17 protein-coding genes and 1 other RNA gene are annotated in these 15,896 nt (G+C 33.9%); 6 read left to right on the top strand and 12 right to left on the bottom strand.

The window, feature by feature from the left end; genetic code table 11:
- Positions 1-16: 16 nt before the first annotated feature.
- On the top strand, positions 17-211 hold the full coding sequence (locus DM397_RS09055; RefSeq protein ID WP_111377225.1) for a hypothetical protein: 195 nt from the start codon (positions 17-19) through the stop codon (positions 209-211).
- Between the two features lie 592 nt (positions 212-803).
- On the opposite strand, the gene DM397_RS09060 is transcribed toward DM397_RS09055, so the two are convergent.
- Entirely contained in the window at positions 804-2,051 is a 1,248-nt protein-coding gene (locus DM397_RS09060; protein WP_111377226.1) for a cation:dicarboxylate symporter family transporter, read from the bottom strand.
- Positions 2,052-2,081: 30 nt separating this feature from the next.
- Positions 2,082-2,423: RNase P RNA component class A (gene rnpB, locus DM397_RS09065), an RNA gene on the bottom strand.
- Positions 2,424-2,547: 124 nt separating this feature from the next.
- Here rnpB and DM397_RS09070 point away from each other — a divergent pair.
- Positions 2,548-2,841 (top strand): SH3 domain-containing protein, encoded by a 294-nt coding sequence (locus tag DM397_RS09070; RefSeq protein WP_111377227.1) that lies wholly within the window; start codon positions 2,548-2,550, stop codon positions 2,839-2,841.
- A 268-nt stretch (positions 2,842-3,109) separates the two neighbouring features.
- Here DM397_RS09070 and DM397_RS24095 read toward each other — a convergent pair whose 3' ends face one another.
- From DM397_RS24095 to DM397_RS09085, 4 genes are all read right to left on the bottom strand, one after another.
- The gene (locus tag DM397_RS24095) at positions 3,110-3,238 is read right to left on the bottom strand and encodes a hypothetical protein (protein ID WP_262510680.1); all 129 of its coding nucleotides are present in this window, start codon (positions 3,236-3,238) and stop codon (positions 3,110-3,112) included.
- Between the two features lie 222 nt (positions 3,239-3,460).
- A complete protein-coding gene (locus DM397_RS09075) occupies positions 3,461-3,943 on the bottom strand; it encodes a hypothetical protein (protein ID WP_111377228.1) in 483 nt (160 codons plus the stop codon).
- A gap of 23 nt (positions 3,944-3,966) precedes the next feature.
- Entirely contained in the window at positions 3,967-4,362 is a 396-nt protein-coding gene (locus DM397_RS09080; RefSeq protein WP_111377229.1) for an NIPSNAP family protein, read from the bottom strand.
- A 14-nt stretch (positions 4,363-4,376) separates the two neighbouring features.
- The gene (locus DM397_RS09085) at positions 4,377-5,174 is read right to left on the bottom strand and encodes a peptidase (RefSeq protein WP_111377230.1); all 798 of its coding nucleotides are present in this window, start codon (positions 5,172-5,174) and stop codon (positions 4,377-4,379) included.
- Positions 5,175-5,306: 132 nt separating this feature from the next.
- Here DM397_RS09085 and DM397_RS09090 point away from each other — a divergent pair, with 132 nt between their 5' ends.
- The 3 genes from DM397_RS09090 (at position 5,307) to DM397_RS09100 (ending at position 7,802) form a co-directional block, all read left to right on the top strand.
- Positions 5,307-5,963, top strand: a complete 657-nt coding sequence (locus DM397_RS09090) for a hypothetical protein (protein ID WP_142479099.1) — start codon at positions 5,307-5,309, stop codon at positions 5,961-5,963.
- Between the two features lie 61 nt (positions 5,964-6,024).
- Positions 6,025-7,110: a DNA polymerase III subunit gamma/tau gene (gene dnaX / locus DM397_RS09095; protein WP_111377232.1), complete on the top strand. Its 1,086-nt coding sequence runs from the start codon at positions 6,025-6,027 to the stop codon at positions 7,108-7,110.
- Positions 7,111-7,385: 275 nt separating this feature from the next.
- On the top strand, positions 7,386-7,802 hold the full coding sequence (locus tag DM397_RS09100; RefSeq protein WP_111377233.1) for a DNA polymerase III subunit gamma/tau: 417 nt from the start codon (positions 7,386-7,388) through the stop codon (positions 7,800-7,802).
- Positions 7,803-7,842: 40 nt separating this feature from the next.
- On the opposite strand, the gene DM397_RS09105 is transcribed toward DM397_RS09100, so the two are convergent.
- The 6 genes from DM397_RS09105 to DM397_RS09130 all read right to left on the bottom strand — a co-directional run bounded on the left by DM397_RS09105 (position 7,843) and on the right by DM397_RS09130 (position 13,246).
- Positions 7,843-8,421, bottom strand: coding sequence for an NAD(P)H-dependent oxidoreductase (locus DM397_RS09105; protein ID WP_111377234.1), 579 nt, complete (start codon positions 8,419-8,421; stop codon positions 7,843-7,845).
- Positions 8,422-8,586: 165 nt separating this feature from the next.
- Positions 8,587-9,147 (bottom strand): Crp/Fnr family transcriptional regulator, encoded by a 561-nt coding sequence (locus DM397_RS09110; RefSeq protein ID WP_111377235.1) that lies wholly within the window; start codon positions 9,145-9,147, stop codon positions 8,587-8,589.
- Positions 9,148-9,159: 12 nt separating this feature from the next.
- Positions 9,160-9,732 carry a TMEM175 family protein gene (locus DM397_RS09115; protein ID WP_111377236.1) on the bottom strand — a complete coding sequence of 191 codons (573 nt, stop codon included), beginning with the start codon at positions 9,730-9,732 and terminating at the stop codon, positions 9,160-9,162.
- Between the two features lie 20 nt (positions 9,733-9,752).
- A complete protein-coding gene (locus DM397_RS09120; RefSeq protein ID WP_111363603.1) occupies positions 9,753-10,643 on the bottom strand; it encodes a Ppx/GppA phosphatase family protein in 891 nt (296 codons plus the stop codon).
- A 33-nt stretch (positions 10,644-10,676) separates the two neighbouring features.
- On the bottom strand, positions 10,677-12,755 hold the full coding sequence (ppk1, locus tag DM397_RS09125) for a polyphosphate kinase 1 (RefSeq protein WP_162615476.1): 2,079 nt from the start codon (positions 12,753-12,755) through the stop codon (positions 10,677-10,679).
- A gap of 5 nt (positions 12,756-12,760) precedes the next feature.
- A complete protein-coding gene (locus tag DM397_RS09130) occupies positions 12,761-13,246 on the bottom strand; it encodes a SixA phosphatase family protein (RefSeq protein WP_111377238.1) in 486 nt (161 codons plus the stop codon).
- Positions 13,247-14,072: 826 nt separating this feature from the next.
- Here DM397_RS09130 and DM397_RS09135 point away from each other — a divergent pair.
- On the top strand, positions 14,073-15,896 hold a 1,824-nt coding region (locus DM397_RS09135), incomplete at its 3' end, for an HYR-like domain-containing protein (RefSeq protein ID WP_455550116.1).

The raw sequence follows: 15,896 nt of genomic DNA on the forward strand, positions 1-15,896 counted from the left end.
TTTAAATCTAACAATCATGAACCTAAAAAGATTTTTCGGCGGGTTGCTTACAATCCTCGGAATTATAGGACTTATTTATACGGCCGTTATTTTTGCTGGCACGTCTGGAGAAACCAGAGATATAAAATCGCTTATTATTTACGGAATATTAGGAATCGTATTTTTTACGTCGGGCATTAGTCTGGTGCGAACAACTAAAGACGAATCGTAGTGTTTTTTTTGCCACGAAGGCGCTAAGGCAAGAAGTTTTTTAATCTCGCAAAGTCGCGGAGTCGCAAAGATTTTTCTTAATTTTTTAAACTTTGCAGGCAAAGATTATTTATAAAATTCAATTTAAATAGCGTCCAGATTTAGCTGGATGATCACAAATTAAAGAAAGACAAGGGCTTTAGCCAAACTAGAAGCTGTTTGGCTAAAGCCTTTAAAATTTAATTCTCCGTAACCTCCAGCTAAAGCTGGAGGCAACTCAAAAAAATCTTTGCGACTCCGCGACTTTGCGAGCAATTTTAAGCTCAAAGAAAAACAAAAGCTTTGCGACTCTGCGACTTTGCGAGCATAAAATAGTTATAAAATTTTATTTGAATAGCATCCAGCTTTAGCTGGATGACTATAAATTAAAGAAGAAAACAAGGCTTTAGCCAAACTAGAAGCTGTTTGGCTAAAGCCTCCAAAATTCATTTATCAATTCCTCCAACTAAAGCTGGAGTCAACTTATAAAAAACTTTGCGATTTTGCGTCTTTGCGAGAAATTTTAAGCTCAAAGAAAAACAAAAACTTTGCGATTTAGCGCCTTTGTGGCAAAACTACTCCGAAACAGGATCCAGATTCAGCTCTGTAAAATCTCTTTCGGTTTTAGAAATTATTATGGTTGCCACTGTATTTCCTATTAAATTGGTAATCGCTCTGGCCTCGCTCATAAATTTATCTACACCAAGTAAAAATGCTAAACCTTCAACCGGAATTTTATGCAAGGCTGTTAAAGTTGATGCTAAAACGATAAATCCGCTTCCTGTTACACCCGCTGCGCCTTTCGAAGTAATCATCAAAATTCCGATAACGGTCATGATTTCAAAAAAAGTCAAATGCACGTCGTAGAGTTGCGCAATAAAAAGCACAGACATAGAAAGATAAATCGAAGTTCCGTCCAGATTAAAAGAATAACCCGTCGGGATCACCAATCCTACGACCGATTTACTGCATCCCATTCTCTCCAATTTTACCATAATACTTGGCAAAGCAGCTTCCGAAGATGAAGTTCCGAGAACTAGCAAAAGTTCTTCTTTAATATATTTTAAAATCGAAAGAATGCTGATTTTATAATATCTCAATATGCTTCCCAAAACCAAAAAGACAAACAATGCCATCGTCAGATAAACACAAAGCATCAATTTGCCAAGCGGAATCAAAGTTGCCAGACCGAATTTCCCGATTGTGTACGCCATTCCTCCAAAAGCACCAATTGGAGCTAAATACATTACATATTTTAATCCGAAGAAAACCACTTTAGAGAATCGTTCCAAAACCAAAATCGTCTGTTCTCTTTTCTGATAAAAATTCAGTGCAATTCCGCATATAATAGCAGCCAATAAAACCTGTAATGTAAAGTTGGACAAGAAGAACTGCAACCACGAAAAATCCTTTGCTGCTCCATTTGTATATTGGCTTGCATCGCCAAAAGTCAGTCCCGATTTATCAATTTTTCCAGGTTTAAATATATAAGCAACAGTCACACCAATTGCCAAAGCAACGGTCGAAACTACCTCAAAATACGTTAAAGCTTTAACCCCTATTCGACCTACTTTTTTAAGATTTCCCATTCCCGAAATTCCCAAAACAATAGTCAAGAAAATAATTGGTCCAATAAAGAGTGAAATTAACTGAATAAACTTCTTGCCTAGAAATTCCATTTTTACGCCATTCTCAGGAGAAAAATGTCCAAGCAAAACGCCCAAAATAATAGCAATTAAAACCCAAAAAGTAAGATTGGTTACAATGGTTCTAAAAAGGCTTTTTTTAGATTTTGACGAAGGATTTGGAGTCGTAATATTCATGAGGATAAGTTAGATAGTTCACAAATATATAAAAAATGCAGACCTGTAAGCCGGATTCTGTTCTTGTCTTATTTTGCAATAAAACAATACCTTATCATTTATCTAGATCCCGAATTACTTCGGGACTCAATCTACCTACCCTTCGGCAACGAACGAGAAGCCCTTAAATGCCGATATACTTGGTATTTCACCGCATAGAGTTTACCTGGTTTCACTACAGCATTACCTGTACATACTTTCTGCTGCACTTGTCCTAATCCTCTCGTTCCAAAAAACGAGAGAACCGACGGGCGTTACCCGCTATGCTTCTCTATGGTGTCCGGACTTTCCTCCCTCCCGATAAATCGGAACGACGATAAGGCGGTCTGCGCTGCAAAAGTAGCGATTTAAGAACTAACAATAATGATTTTAAATTTTAGATTTTATGAATTTTATCATAACTTTTTAATTTTAAAATAGTTATCTTTAAAAATCTATAATTTAAATTCAGTTTATCATGAAAAGAATGTATCATTACGCAACTGTTTCAAAAGCTTTAGATCAATTGAATGAAAAAGGATTTACGTGCGATTTTAATCGAAATGCTGATGCGATTAAAAAAAATCCTGAGAAATTTGAAATTGTTCATGTGTATCGATACGAGGGTGAGTCAGACCCAGCAGATGAGGCAGTTGTATACGGAATTAAGTCGACTACGGGCAAAAAAGGAGTTTATGTTGCTGGTTTCTCAGCCGATTCAGATCAGGAAACAGCAAAGTTTTTATTGGATTTAAGTATTAAGGGAAGATAATTTTTAGGAGCCGGGAACCTGCTGTCCGCTATATCTTTTGCTGCTCCCGATAGCTATCGGGACCGCCACAAAAGGATGCCGCTAACATCAGGGCTAGAGCAATCGGTTTCAAAAGAAAGAATCTTTTATAAATCAAGTAAAAGCAAATGAGAACAAAAAATGATTCAATAATCTATGTCATTCCTAGAAACTGAAATTCGTTCCTAGGAATGACATAAAATAAAAACTTTTGTTCCTTTGCAACTCTGCAACTTTGAGACTAAAAAAACTAAACTGTCGGTATTTTCAATTTCCATCTTGGCTGAATTAAATCAGGACTTGAAATAATATCTTTGTTGGCTTCAAAAACTACAGTTGCACTAATGCCATCATAAGCGTCTACCACTTTACTGACCAAATTTATCTAAATCAGCATCAGAATTAACAACAACAGTCGCCGTCCCTGGTTCTTGATTGGCTCTTGCCAATTCGCAGGTATCTCCCACAGATTTTACACCTCTGGTTGCTCTTACTCTTTTTTCAATATTTTACATTTTTAAAATTAAAAACATTAAGTATAAGAAGGTTATATGATATTACGGTGAGCTTTATAAGTTTTTCAGTAAAAGAAAACAGAGAATTACTTTGTAGAAGATTGCAAAAGTGAAGCTAATTCTTCCAATTGAATCATTTTTATCTTCACAACCGATTCAACTTTAGCATCATCAGAACCAATAATTAAAACACCTTCATTATCTTCCTCATAACCAGCAGGCACAGCATAAAAGTTAGGATTTGAAATTAATATTTCCTTCTTACCATCTTTAAACCATCCATAATTAGCTTCATAAATTACCTTATCTTCTAGAATCTGAATGGTTTCATTTCCATAAGTATTCCAAAGGGCAATTCGCAGAGTATAAAATCCAATTAGAAAACAAATTCCGATTCCTATAAAATAACCAATATGCAAACCGTTTCCGAGAGCAATACCAAAAATTGTTCCTCCAACCGGAAAAACAAAAAGCATAAAAGCAATTAGGAATAATATTGCTCTTATCAAAAATGGTGTTTTTTTAACTTGTAAGTTTAGAATGTTGTTTTGGTAATGATATTGTTTCATAAAAAATATTTACAGTAATTTTTCTAATTAGGCGAATAATCAAGTTTAGTCAAAACACGATCTTCTATATTTCCTACTACGTCACCGTATTTTGTAGTATATTCTTTTTTAACCTCAATCCATTCCTGATCTTTTCTAAAATCTTCCCAAGCTTTTTTCATTGTCGTTTCATCTGGCCACTCTAGAAAATATACAAACTCTGTTTTCTTATCTGATTTTGATTCGTAAATCGAAATAATCTTAAAGTTGTATTTCTTCATAATGCGCATGGCATGATCGCGAAAACGTTCGTGAAATTCTTTCTTATTGCTTTCGAAAATCTCATAGATTCGCAATTGATAAATTGGACTCATTTGAGTTTTTTGTGCTTTTACGGTAAACGCTGCAAGCAAAATTATTAGTAGAAAATACTTCTTCATGATCTATAAATTTATCAGCTTCCTAATTTACCATAACGCTGCTGTTCAGAAAAATAGATGATGATCGTTTTTCCATTCTTTTTGTATGGGTAAAACAATTCATAATTTCCATTACTCGAACTATATCTTAACTCGTCACTATTTTTATTAAAAACTTCAATAAGATAAGCTCTTTCTTCTTTATTAGTCTGATAAATATAATTTACTTTTTGAGGTTGTATGGTATCACTATCCAAACTTTCATTATAATAAGCATTAAAACCAAGAAAAACAGGTGAATCTTTAATGGAATCTTTCACAATTAAAGTTACACTCGGAAAGTTTTTATCTGTTGAAGATAAAACTCTTAAAATTCCCGTTGTTTCTTTGATGTATGATTTAGAAAATGTATAATTTAAAAGTTTGTCGCTATTTGCCTTGTTAGATTCTATAATAGATTTTGCAGAGCTAATGAGCATTTTTTCTTTTTTGGCAGAAGTCAAGTAATCACCACCAAAAAGTATAATTAGAATTAATGGAAAAATTAAAAGCAGAACAGCAAACTTGCGTCGGTTTGATTTGGTATTTACTTCATCTTCATTTTTTCTTTCGGCAATTCTCGTCAAATTAAACATGAGATTCACTATTAGAGATCCTGCCATAAGAGCAAGAATACCGAGAATGCTTAAATAAAAGCTTTCGGTCATGTTTTCTCTAAAAACCTTTAGTCCGAAAACTTCAATTACAATAAATGTAAAGACCCAGTACACTAATAAAAGTATAGACGTAATCCCGATAATATTGCTTAATTTAACTATTTGTTTTGCGTTCATGAATGATTAACGTTTTTTTAAAATGGCACTTAGTTTCGGATTAAAAATAGTACATTTTTTATTATAAAAATTCAATTTAGAGATGAAAAAACAAGCATAAAAAAGATTATTATTGTATCCTAAACTGTCTTTATGAAATTGAAATTCCTATTACTTATTACAACCTTATTAATCACTAATTATTCTTTTTCATGTGATTGCAAAACAATTGACAGAAAAAATATGGTAGAAATAGGACTAAAGCATGAAATTGTATTTTACGGAGAAGTCATAAAAGTAGATTCAATAAAGAGAATTTATACTTTTAGAATCATAGAACTCTTTAAAGGAAAATATAATTCTCAGTTCATTACGCAAAAATATAATGGCAATTGTTCTAGTATTCCATCTATAAAACAACTTTGGATTGTTTATGCCAATTTTAATGATGATAAAACTATCGAAGTGAGCGGTTGCTCTCCAAGCACTGGATTTAAACCTTATGGGAGTGACTCCATGCCTTCTCCGCCAGAAATCAGAACCTCACAAAAGATAGATGATCAAATAAAATCATTGTCTTTTTATGTTTGGGATCTGAAATTTGAAAATCGAAATTTACAAGATTGGATTTATCAATTAGAGAAGCTAAGAATCTATAAAAATTCTCAAAAAGAAATTTCTGATAAAGAAAAAACAGATGCAAAATTGGAAACTTACAGCCAATACATTATCATTTCTTTGATTGTCAACATCGTATTATTTCTTATTTTACTCTTTGTTATTTTGAAGAAAAAGAATTTCTCTAAATAACTAAAATCGGTTTTAAACAACGAAACAAAAGTCATATATTTGCTATCCAATAAAAGAGAATATGGAACAATTTGTAGTATCGGCACGTAAATATCGCCCGCAGACCTTTAAGGATGTTGTGGGGCAAAAGGCCATTACAAACACTTTGTTGAATGCTATTGAAACCAATCACTTAGCTTCTGCTCTTTTGTTTACAGGACCGCGTGGAGTTGGTAAAACTACTTGCGCGCGTATCTTGGCAAGAAAAATAAATCAGCCTGGATATGACGATCCTACTGAAGATTTTGCATTTAACGTTTTTGAGCTAGATGCTGCTTCAAACAACTCGGTTGATGATATTCGTAACCTTATCGATCAGGTTAGAATCCCGCCACAAACTGGACAATACAAAGTATATATCATTGACGAGGTCCACATGTTGTCTTCGGCCGCTTTTAATGCTTTTCTTAAAACATTAGAAGAACCGCCAAAACATGCTATTTTCATTTTAGCCACGACAGAAAAACACAAAATCCTTCCAACGATTTTATCTCGCTGTCAGATTTTTGATTTCAAAAGAATTACAGTAAAAGATGCTAAAGAACATTTGGCTGATGTTGCTGAAAGTCAAGGAATCGTTTTTGAAGATGATGCACTGCACATTATCGCTCAAAAAGCAGACGGCGCGATGCGTGATGCTTTGTCTATTTTTGACCGTGTAGTTTCTTACTGCGGAACAAATTTGACACGTCAAGCTGTAACCGAGAACCTAAACGTTTTAGATTACGAAACTTATATTTCGATTACTGATTTACTTCTGGAAAATGAGATTCCGAAACTTTTATTAGCATACAATGATATCTTAGCCAAAGGTTTTGATGGACATCATTTTATTGCTGGTTTGGCTTCACATTTCAGAGATTTATTAGTGAGCAAAACACCTTCGACTATTGCTTTATTGGAAGTTGGCGAGCAAGCACAGCAAATGTATGCCTCTCAATCACAAAAATGTTCTCAGGAATTTTTACTTAAAGGAATTGATATTGCAAACGACTGCGATTTAAAATACAAATTAAGCCAGAATCAACGACTTTTAGTTGAATTATGCTTGATGCAATTGGCCTCTATCAACTTTGATGGAGAAAAAAAAAAGTTGAGCAATTCATAATTCCACCTGTTTACTTTAAAAACGGAGGTTATTCTATAGTCGAAGTCCAAAGTCCAAATAAGGAAAATCCAAATACAAAATCCCAAATTCCAAATTCGGAAGAAAAAAATAATGCCAATAGCATTAATAATGCCGCATCTGTAAATACCCAAAACGCAGTTCAAACTCCTGCCGAAACTCCAAAAGTTCAAACTCCAGAAGCTCCAAAAACAGAAGCAAATGGCGCTCCTAAAGTTTCTGCTTTTTCTCTTGCTAGTATCCGCAAGAAAAAAGAAATGGAAGCAAATAGCAAATCGTACGTTAAGCCTACTACTGTTTTTCTAACTGAAGAATTTAACGAAACCGATATGCGTCTTCACTGGAACAAATATGCAGAACGTTTAGGCCAAAAAGGACTTAAGATCATGGAATCAATTCTATTGATTAGTGATCCTACTCTGGATGGCACGACAATTTATTATGAGTTGCCAAATGAAGGTTCCAAATTGGATTTTGAAGGCCAGATGAATGGTTTATTAGGCTATTTAAAAGGTCACTTGCATAATCATGATATTACAATTGAAGTAATTGTAAATGAAGAAATTAAAGCAGTAAGAGCCCTTAACGATCAAGATCGATACAATCGTTTCTTAGAAATCAATCCAAACATTGAACTTTTACGCACTACATTTGGATTGGATATAAATCTTTAATCTAACGAATCAATTCATTCTGGTAATTTGCAACAAAATTTTATTTGTTTTTGAGTCCGTAATTATAGACTTTTTCAAGCCATTTCTTTCTCTGCTCTTCCTTAGAGCCTTTTATAATTCCGACATAACTCACTCTTACGGGTTTTACACCGCAAAATTCCAAAGTTGATTTCTTTAATTGATTCACGCTAGGTCTTCCGAAAAACAATCTGTAATACCAGCTTGGCTGATCTAAGGTTGTAATAATATGAGCTGTTTTGCCTTTTAGTAATTTATCCCACCAAACTGAATTTTCGCGATACTCAAAAGCCATTCCAGGCAAAAACAAACGATCAATAAATCCTTTTGTTATCGCTGGGAGACCACCCCACCAAACGGGATGAATCCAAACTAAATGATCGGCTCTTTTGATTTTCTCCCAAGATTCTAACAAATCTGGTTCTAGATTTGTTCGTTTTTGGTAACCAAATTGCAGATTTGGATTGAAATTTAAATTGGCTATTGTAATGGTTTCTACATGTGCACCAGAAGCAACGGCCCCTTTTTGGTACGATTCTGCAATTCCGAAATTGAAGCTTTCCGCGTTTGGATGTCCGTTTATAATTAGTATTTTTTTCATGTTTATGTTTTTTCAAAAATACTATTAGAACATTTTCTTTTACTAGACAAATGTCCTGAAAAAAAACCTTAGATTTATTTCTCTCGCAGATTTTGCAGATTCTTTCTTCTCAATTAATGAGCTAAAAAATAAATCTGCAAAATCTGCGAGAAACACAAAAAAAGATCAAATTATAGCCTTTCTAATTCGGCTTAAATGTCTTGGGGTAATTCCTAGATAAGAAGCCAAATATTGCAAAGGAATTAACTGAATATACTTTTGATGATTTTGGCAAAGTTCTTCGTAACGCTCTGCACCTGATAATTTCTGAAAAGAAATCATCCTTTTGTGCAGGTTTACAAATTCTAATTCGGTTAATTTTCTGCCTGTTTCTTGCCAGTTAAAACCTGATTTGTAGAGCTCTTCTAAAGCTTTTCGGTCTAGAATTTGCAATTCTGTATCGGTTAAGGCCTGAATGTTCTCTTCTGCTTTTTCTCCTGTGATAAAACTGGCAAAAGAAGCCATAAATTCGTTTTCGAAAGCAAAACAATTCGTGATTTCATCGCCTTTATGATTGACGAAAAAGGAACGGAGAATTCCTTTTTCAATAAAAACTATTTCGTTGCAAACTTGATTTTCAGTTAAGAGAAGTTCTCCTTTTTTTAATGTTCGAAATGTTATCAAACTATCTAAAAGACTTAATTCGTCAGCAGAGAAATCTTGAATGGACTGAAAAACAGCTTTCATAAACTATTCATTTTAAGAAAAAATCCTCCCGATTCTTTTGTCTGGAATAAGCCATAACATGGCAACTATAAAATAAGCTGCTCCAGAAACCCACTGGTTAAAGAATGCCGTAACAATTCCGATAACGTATAAAACTAAAGAGATTTTACCTTTATAATCTTTGTTAAGTGCTTTTCTTAAGGCAGAATTGCTTCCTTCACTGCACATTATAGTATATTGCAAAATAATATAAGAGATTGCAGAAAGAAGTAGCACAACTCCATACATCGTCATTGCGGCTTTTTCAAAATTATGTTCTCCCATCCAAGCGGTAGAAACGGGAATCAAGGAAAGCCAAAACAAAAAGTGCAGATTACTCCATAATACTTTCCCATTTACTTTTGACAAACCATGGAGTAAATAATGATGATTATTCCAATATATTCCAACGTAAATAAAACTCAAAACATAACTTAAAAACTTCGGAATAAGCGGTTTTAAATCTACAAATTCATGCCCTGCTGGAGCTTTAATTTCCAAAATCATAATCGTAATAATGATTGCCAAAACGCCATCACTAAAAGCTTCAAGTCTGCCTTTATTCATTTACAAAAAAAATATAAATATTAAATTTTACCGTAATACATTGCTTTTACGATACCATCAGAAAGTCCGATTTTAGGAACATAAATCTGGCGCGCACCACTCCATTTCATCGCATTCAGATAAATACGAGTGGCATGAATAATTACGTCGGCACGATCGGAGTTCAATCCTAATTCAGCAATTCTCTGTTCGTAAGTCAATGAATTTAAAAATGCGTACTGTGAGTTAACATAAATGTACGAAAGCGGTTTTTCCTGCTGTTTCCCAGACATTTTAAACAACTTATTGATGTTTCCTCCAGAACCTATCAGCGTTACTTCATCGTAATCGGCTGTGTTGGTTTTAATCCATTTTTCGATTTCATCCCAAACCGAATCATGAACCATGTTGTTCAGTAAACGAACAGTTCCCGCTTTGAAAGATCTTGACGTAATCATTTTTCCGTCAGAGAATAAGGTAAACTCGGTACTTCCACCTCCAACATCCACAAATAAATAAGTTTCGTCAGATTTAATTAAATGATGCAAATCTGTAGAAGCAATAATTGCCGCTTCTTTCTTACCATCGATGATCTCGATTTTTATGTCAGCTTTTTTCTTAATTAAAGCCACAACTTCTTTTGCATTATAGGCTTCGCGCATTGCAGAAGTCGCAAATGCCATATAACGTTCTACTTTATGTACTTTCATCAAAAGGTTGAATGCTTTCATGGCATCTACCATTCGATCTATATTTTCTGGTGAAATTTCTCCAACCGTGAAGGCGTCTTGCCCTAAACGAATTGGCACACGAACAAGGGAACTTTTATTAAACTGCGGTTCTTTGCCTTCTTGTTCCACAACGTTAGCAATCAAAAGCCTCATGGCATTTGAACCGATATCTATCGCTGCGAACTTCCTAATATTAATCATGCTCACTTTATGATTTGGAATTGGTATTTATTATTAATTTACTTTTTGAGGAACCTCTTCAAGTATGGCTACTTTATTCTGATAATATTTATAGGTTTCAAATTGTGCTCTAAATGGGGCATGATGATTTTTGGGCTTATATTTATTATCTAATTTATAAGAATGATATCTCACTTTTACATTTCCTTTCCAGGCAATATTGAAATTATCAATCAATTCTTTTTTGATTTCAAGATCGTAAATCGGGCAGGTTACCTCGACTCTTCCGTCTAGATTTCTGGTCATAAAATCGGCAGACGAAATGTAAACTTCGGTCAAGCCAGCATTTCCGAAAATATATACTCTCGAATGTTCTAAGTAATTATCTACAATACTTATGGCTTCAATGTTTTCGCTCATTCCTGGAATTCCTGGAATTAGAGAACATATTCCTCTTACCTGAAGCTGGATTTTTACTCCTGCATTACTTGCTTCGTATAATTTATCGATCATTTTAAAATCGGACAAACTATTCATTTTTAATTTAATGTGCGTTTTTCTACCCGCCAATGCATGAAGAATTTCACGATCAATTAGTTTGATAAATTTCGTTCTTGTATAATGAGGCGATACAATTAAATGTTTGTATCTATGAACTCTATAATTAATATCAAAAAACTCAAATATTTTTGACGTGTCTTTTAAGATTCCTTGGTGGCAAGTAAAAAGCGTTACATCGGTATAAATTTTTGCTGTTGCTTCGTTGAAGTTTCCAGTTGAAATGAATCCGTAACGACGGTTTTTGCCTTCCTCCGTTCTTTCAATTACACAAATCTTACTGTGTACTTTCAATCCTTTGATACCAAAAATAAGCTCGATGCCTTCTGTCTGCATTTGTTCTGCATACGAAATATTCGAAGCCTCATCAAAACGTGCTTGAAGTTCGATTTGCACCACTACTCTTTTTCCGTTTTTAGCTGCATTTATCAGCGAACTAATAATCTGTGAATTCTTAGCTAAACGATATAAGGTAATTTTAATGCTGGTTACTTTTGGATCTAAAGCGGCTTCGCGCAAAAACTTCGTTAAATATGAAAATGACTGATAAGGTGCGTGCACTAGATAATCTTTCTTAGAGATTTTTTCAAGAATACTCCCTTCAAGGTTCAAGCCAGGAACTGGTAACGGTTCGTTTGGCTTGTACAACAAATCAAATCTTCCGAGATTTGGAAAACTCATATAATCGCGACGATTATGATATCTTCCTCCCGGAATTATACTATCTGTTTCTACAATTTTCATTTTATCTAAGAAAAATTGCAGCGTATCTTCTTCTATCAAATTGTCATAAATAAAACGAACAGGCTCTCCAATTCGGCGATCTTTTACAGACGAAGCAATTTTTTCAAGCATACTTTTACTCAAATCACTATCTATATCCAATTGTGCATCACGAGTAATTTTGATCATGTGAGCAGAAACGCTCTTGTAATCAAATATATTAAAGATGTTTTTCAGTTTAAAACGAATAACATCATCTATTAAAATAACATATTGTTTTTCGTCCTCAGAAGGAAGAACGACAAATCTGTTGATATTTTTTGGAATTTCAATTAAGGCATAACGAACCTCATCATTTGCTAATTCTAAACGAACTGCCAAATAGCCTAAGGTATCTTTCAGAATTGGAAAAACAGCCAAATCATTTAAAATGATGGTTACTAATTCTGGACTTAATTTTTGGGTATAAAAGTCCTTTAAGAAACATTCTTGTTTTGGTGTAATCTGTTTTTCATTGATAATAAAAATATTCTCAGATTCTAGTTCAGCTTCAATGTTCCCAAGAATACGCAAACTTTCAGACTGTTGTTGAATTACAATTTCGGTAATATCTTTAATTAATTGATGCGCAGAAATACCTCCTAGATATTTTTCTCCAGAAATACCTGATAGACTTAATCGTCGAATGGCCGCGTACCGAACTCTAAAAAATTCGTCTAAGTTGTTTGAAAAAATTCCAACAAAACGCAGTCTGTCTAAAAGTGGTACTGTATTGTCTGCTGCTTCCTGAAGCACTCTCGCATTAAACGCTAACCAGCTTTTTTCTCTATCGATATATTTCTGTTCGTACACTGTAATTATTTTAAATCTTTGGGGAAAATAGTTTTATGTGTTTTGCCCTTATGGATCGTGTCCCAACTTTCGGCATCAAACTGTAACGAAACAAAGCCTGAAGTTGGTACATTTTCTATAAAAACATCCCCAAATTTATTAACAAAATTTGTAATAGCCTCGTTATGTCCAAAAAGAATAACGCTTTCAAAACTATTATCACACGATTTAATAACTTTTTCGAGCTGCTTCTCATCAAAAGTGTACAGATCATCTCTAAAAATGATGCTTTCTAATGGATAAGATATGTTTTGCGCAAAAATTAAAGCAGTTTCTGTGGCTCTCGCGGCTGTGCTGCTCCAAATAATATACGTTTTTGGAAGATACTCTGAAATATTTAATGAAACATCATGCGCATCTAAAATTCCTCTTTTCATTAATGGACGATCAAAATCTTTCAATGGTGCTTCCCAGCTAGATTTGGCATGACGAATTAATATAAGATTTTTCATAAGTAGCAATTTTTAAAAACCTGAATTGCAGGTCATTTTTTAATTAAGTTCTAATTTACAAAAGAAATTTTAAACCTTTTCTTTTTTTTATTTCCGTTAACATTATAACAAAATTTTAACAAGAATAAATACCCTGTAAAATTTTTAGACTACAAAAATTAGAAAAGCCACTTTTTGTCATTTTATGTACTTCATCTATAAAATTAGTATTTAGTCGATATTCTTCAATCTTCTAAAAAATTAACTAAATACCTGATTATTAATCATTTAATACACTTCAAAGAAACTTAATATCGTGAATAAAGCAAAAAAAGGAGAAGAAAAATTCTACTTTTTTGAGTTAAAAAAAAGTGTTTTTGGGTCATTTGTTGATAAAAAAACAACACTTCAACGAGTTTTTAGGTTAGTTACAGATAAAAAAATCATATTAGAAAAACTCTAATATAACTTTGATTCTGTTAAAATATTAAATATATCACAAAACAGAGAAACAATTTATAAGAATAAAAAAGTGTCACTTGAAAGGTCCTAAAAAGTGTCAAAATTGTAAGTTATTTTTTTGTTAGAAATGCACGATGTGATTAATAACCTATTTGTCCCATTTAAATGAATAGAACAGTTTTTCCATCTTCTTGAGATTTTTACTGAACATTAACCTAAAACTTTAAAAAAAAAATCAAAAACACTCATTTTTCTACAAGCCCATTTTTTAAGTCAATATTATAATTTTTACCAAGAACAGCCTCGGCAATTTATAATCAATTAAAACAGATTATAACTCAAGAATCTCAAAATAAAATTTACTAAAGATTAAAAATTAGAGATTATGAAAAACATTACTTTTTTAACGAATATTAATTTTAATATTAAATGCGTTTATATTACGTTGCTTTTAATATTTACTACAAGTGGCTATTCTCAAAACACATATGATGGCAATTACTGCCCTGGTCCAGGTGCAGTTGGTGATGAATATGCGACTGGAACGGTTTATAGCACAGTATTACTAGCTAACCCTTCTTCAACTTGTAACATTGGGACGATTCGCGCTAAAGTTGATACCCAAAGTCAAGTTTTAAGATTAGGTATGGACATTGGTAATGGTGGTTCGGCACTTTTTAGATTGTACTTAGATACCGACAATAATCCAGCAACAGGATTAACATCAGATTCATTTGGGGGAACTATTACTGTAGCTGGTGCTGAGTATATCTTAGAGATTAATTCTAATGGAAGTGGTTTTACTTTATATACTGGAAATGGTAGTGTAAAAACTCAAACTAATGTTATCCCCGCGGGTCTTGCTGCTCAGGCAGGTAAGGCCAATTGTAATTCTGGCGCTACATTTTTAGAGTTTAATGTTCCTTTTGGAAGCTTGGGAATTAACATTTGTGATCCCAATAATCCTGGTGTAATTAACGTTACAAAATTAGCTTCTGTTAGTGGTAACTCACCTAATTCAAATCTATGTACAAATACTCCACTTACTTTTGGAATTCCACTAAAAGGAACAGTTGGACCAAACTCAACTATATGTTCAGGAGCTAGTGCTGCTTTAACAATAACAGGTCTCAATGCTGGCTCTAATGTAATTAAATGGCAATCATCTGTTGCCCCTTTTTCAGTGTGGGTAGATATTGCTAATACTGTAGGTTTAACAGCTTACAATACAGGCAATTTAACAGAAACTACAAAATTCAGAGCAATATTTTCTAATTCAGGTTTATGCTCTGGAAGTAATATTGCAACAAGTGAAGCAACCGTAACGGTAAATGCTCCGACCGCTTGTTCTATTACTGGCACTAGTGGTCCTGTATGTTTATCTTCTTCTAATGTTTATACGGCTCCAGCCAATATGACGACCTATTTGTGGTCTTTGCCTCCGGCAACTGCAAATGGTGCTACAATTACATCAGCGACAAATTTACAAAACGTAACCGTTCAAGCTGGTTCTACTTGTAATACAACGTTTAAATTATTATTAACTACTACTTCAAATGGATGCAGTTCTACTTGTGAAAAAATAGTAACTGTTAACGATACTACTGCGCCAACTTGGACAACTCAAGCAGGCGCTTTAAATGCTACTTTGCAATGCAGCGATACGGCAGGATTGACAGCAGCACAAAATCAAGCTCCTGTTGCTACTGACAATTGCGGTGGAACTGTAACTTATACAAAAGTGAGCGGAACTTTCGCCGCAGGAGCATGTGCAAACTCTGGAACTTACACCAACACTTGGACTGCTAAAGACGCCTGTAATAATACTTCAACAGTTTTCACTCAGGTGATTACTATTCAAGATACTACTGCACCAACTTGGACAACTCAAGCGGGTACTCTAAATGTTACTTTGCAATGCAGCGATGCGGCAGGATTGACAACAGCACAAAATCAGGCTCCTGTTGCCACAGACAATTGCGGTGGAACTGTAACCTATACTAAAGTGAGCGGAACTTTCGCCGCTGGAACTTGTGCCAATTCTGGAACATACACCAACACTTGGACCGCTAAAGATGTCTGCAATAATACTTCAACAGTTTTTACTCAAGTGATCACCATTCAGGATACAGCAGCGCCAACTTGGACAACACAAGCTGGTTCTCTAGATGTAACCTTGGAATGCAGCGATGCAGCTGGCCTTGCCACA

It is taken from the genome of Flavobacterium nitrogenifigens (genome assembly GCF_003254565.1).
In the GTDB taxonomy this organism is placed as follows: Bacteria; Bacteroidota; Bacteroidia; order Flavobacteriales; family Flavobacteriaceae; genus Flavobacterium; species Flavobacterium nitrogenifigens.

Excerpts from the sequence above, each read along its gene's own strand:
- DM397_RS09080 (WP_111377229.1), bottom strand. The coding sequence starts at position 4,362 with ATGAAGAAGTATTTTCTACTAATAATTTTGCTTGCAGCGTTTACCGTA.
- DM397_RS09055 (WP_111377225.1), top strand. The coding sequence starts at position 17 with ATGAACCTAAAAAGATTTTTCGGCGGGTTGCTTACAATCCTCGGAATT.
- DM397_RS09075 (WP_111377228.1), bottom strand. The coding sequence starts at position 3,943 with ATGAAACAATATCATTACCAAAACAACATTCTAAACTTACAAGTTAAA.
- DM397_RS09115 (WP_111377236.1), bottom strand. The coding sequence starts at position 9,732 with ATGAATAAAGGCAGACTTGAAGCTTTTAGTGATGGCGTTTTGGCAATC.
- DM397_RS09070 (WP_111377227.1), top strand. The coding sequence starts at position 2,548 with ATGAAAAGAATGTATCATTACGCAACTGTTTCAAAAGCTTTAGATCAA.
- DM397_RS09130 (WP_111377238.1), bottom strand. The coding sequence starts at position 13,246 with ATGAAAAATCTTATATTAATTCGTCATGCCAAATCTAGCTGGGAAGCA.
- DM397_RS09120 (WP_111363603.1), bottom strand. The coding sequence starts at position 10,643 with ATGATTAATATTAGGAAGTTCGCAGCGATAGATATCGGTTCAAATGCC.
- DM397_RS09100 (WP_111377233.1), top strand. The coding sequence starts at position 7,386 with ATGGAAGCAAATAGCAAATCGTACGTTAAGCCTACTACTGTTTTTCTA.
- dnaX (WP_111377232.1), top strand. The coding sequence starts at position 6,025 with ATGGAACAATTTGTAGTATCGGCACGTAAATATCGCCCGCAGACCTTT.
- DM397_RS09090 (WP_142479099.1), top strand. The coding sequence starts at position 5,307 with ATGAAATTGAAATTCCTATTACTTATTACAACCTTATTAATCACTAAT.
- DM397_RS09110 (WP_111377235.1), bottom strand. The coding sequence starts at position 9,147 with ATGAAAGCTGTTTTTCAGTCCATTCAAGATTTCTCTGCTGACGAATTA.
- DM397_RS09105 (WP_111377234.1), bottom strand. The coding sequence starts at position 8,421 with ATGAAAAAAATACTAATTATAAACGGACATCCAAACGCGGAAAGCTTC.
- DM397_RS09060 (WP_111377226.1), bottom strand. The coding sequence starts at position 2,051 with ATGAATATTACGACTCCAAATCCTTCGTCAAAATCTAAAAAAAGCCTT.
- DM397_RS09085 (WP_111377230.1), bottom strand. The coding sequence starts at position 5,174 with ATGAACGCAAAACAAATAGTTAAATTAAGCAATATTATCGGGATTACG.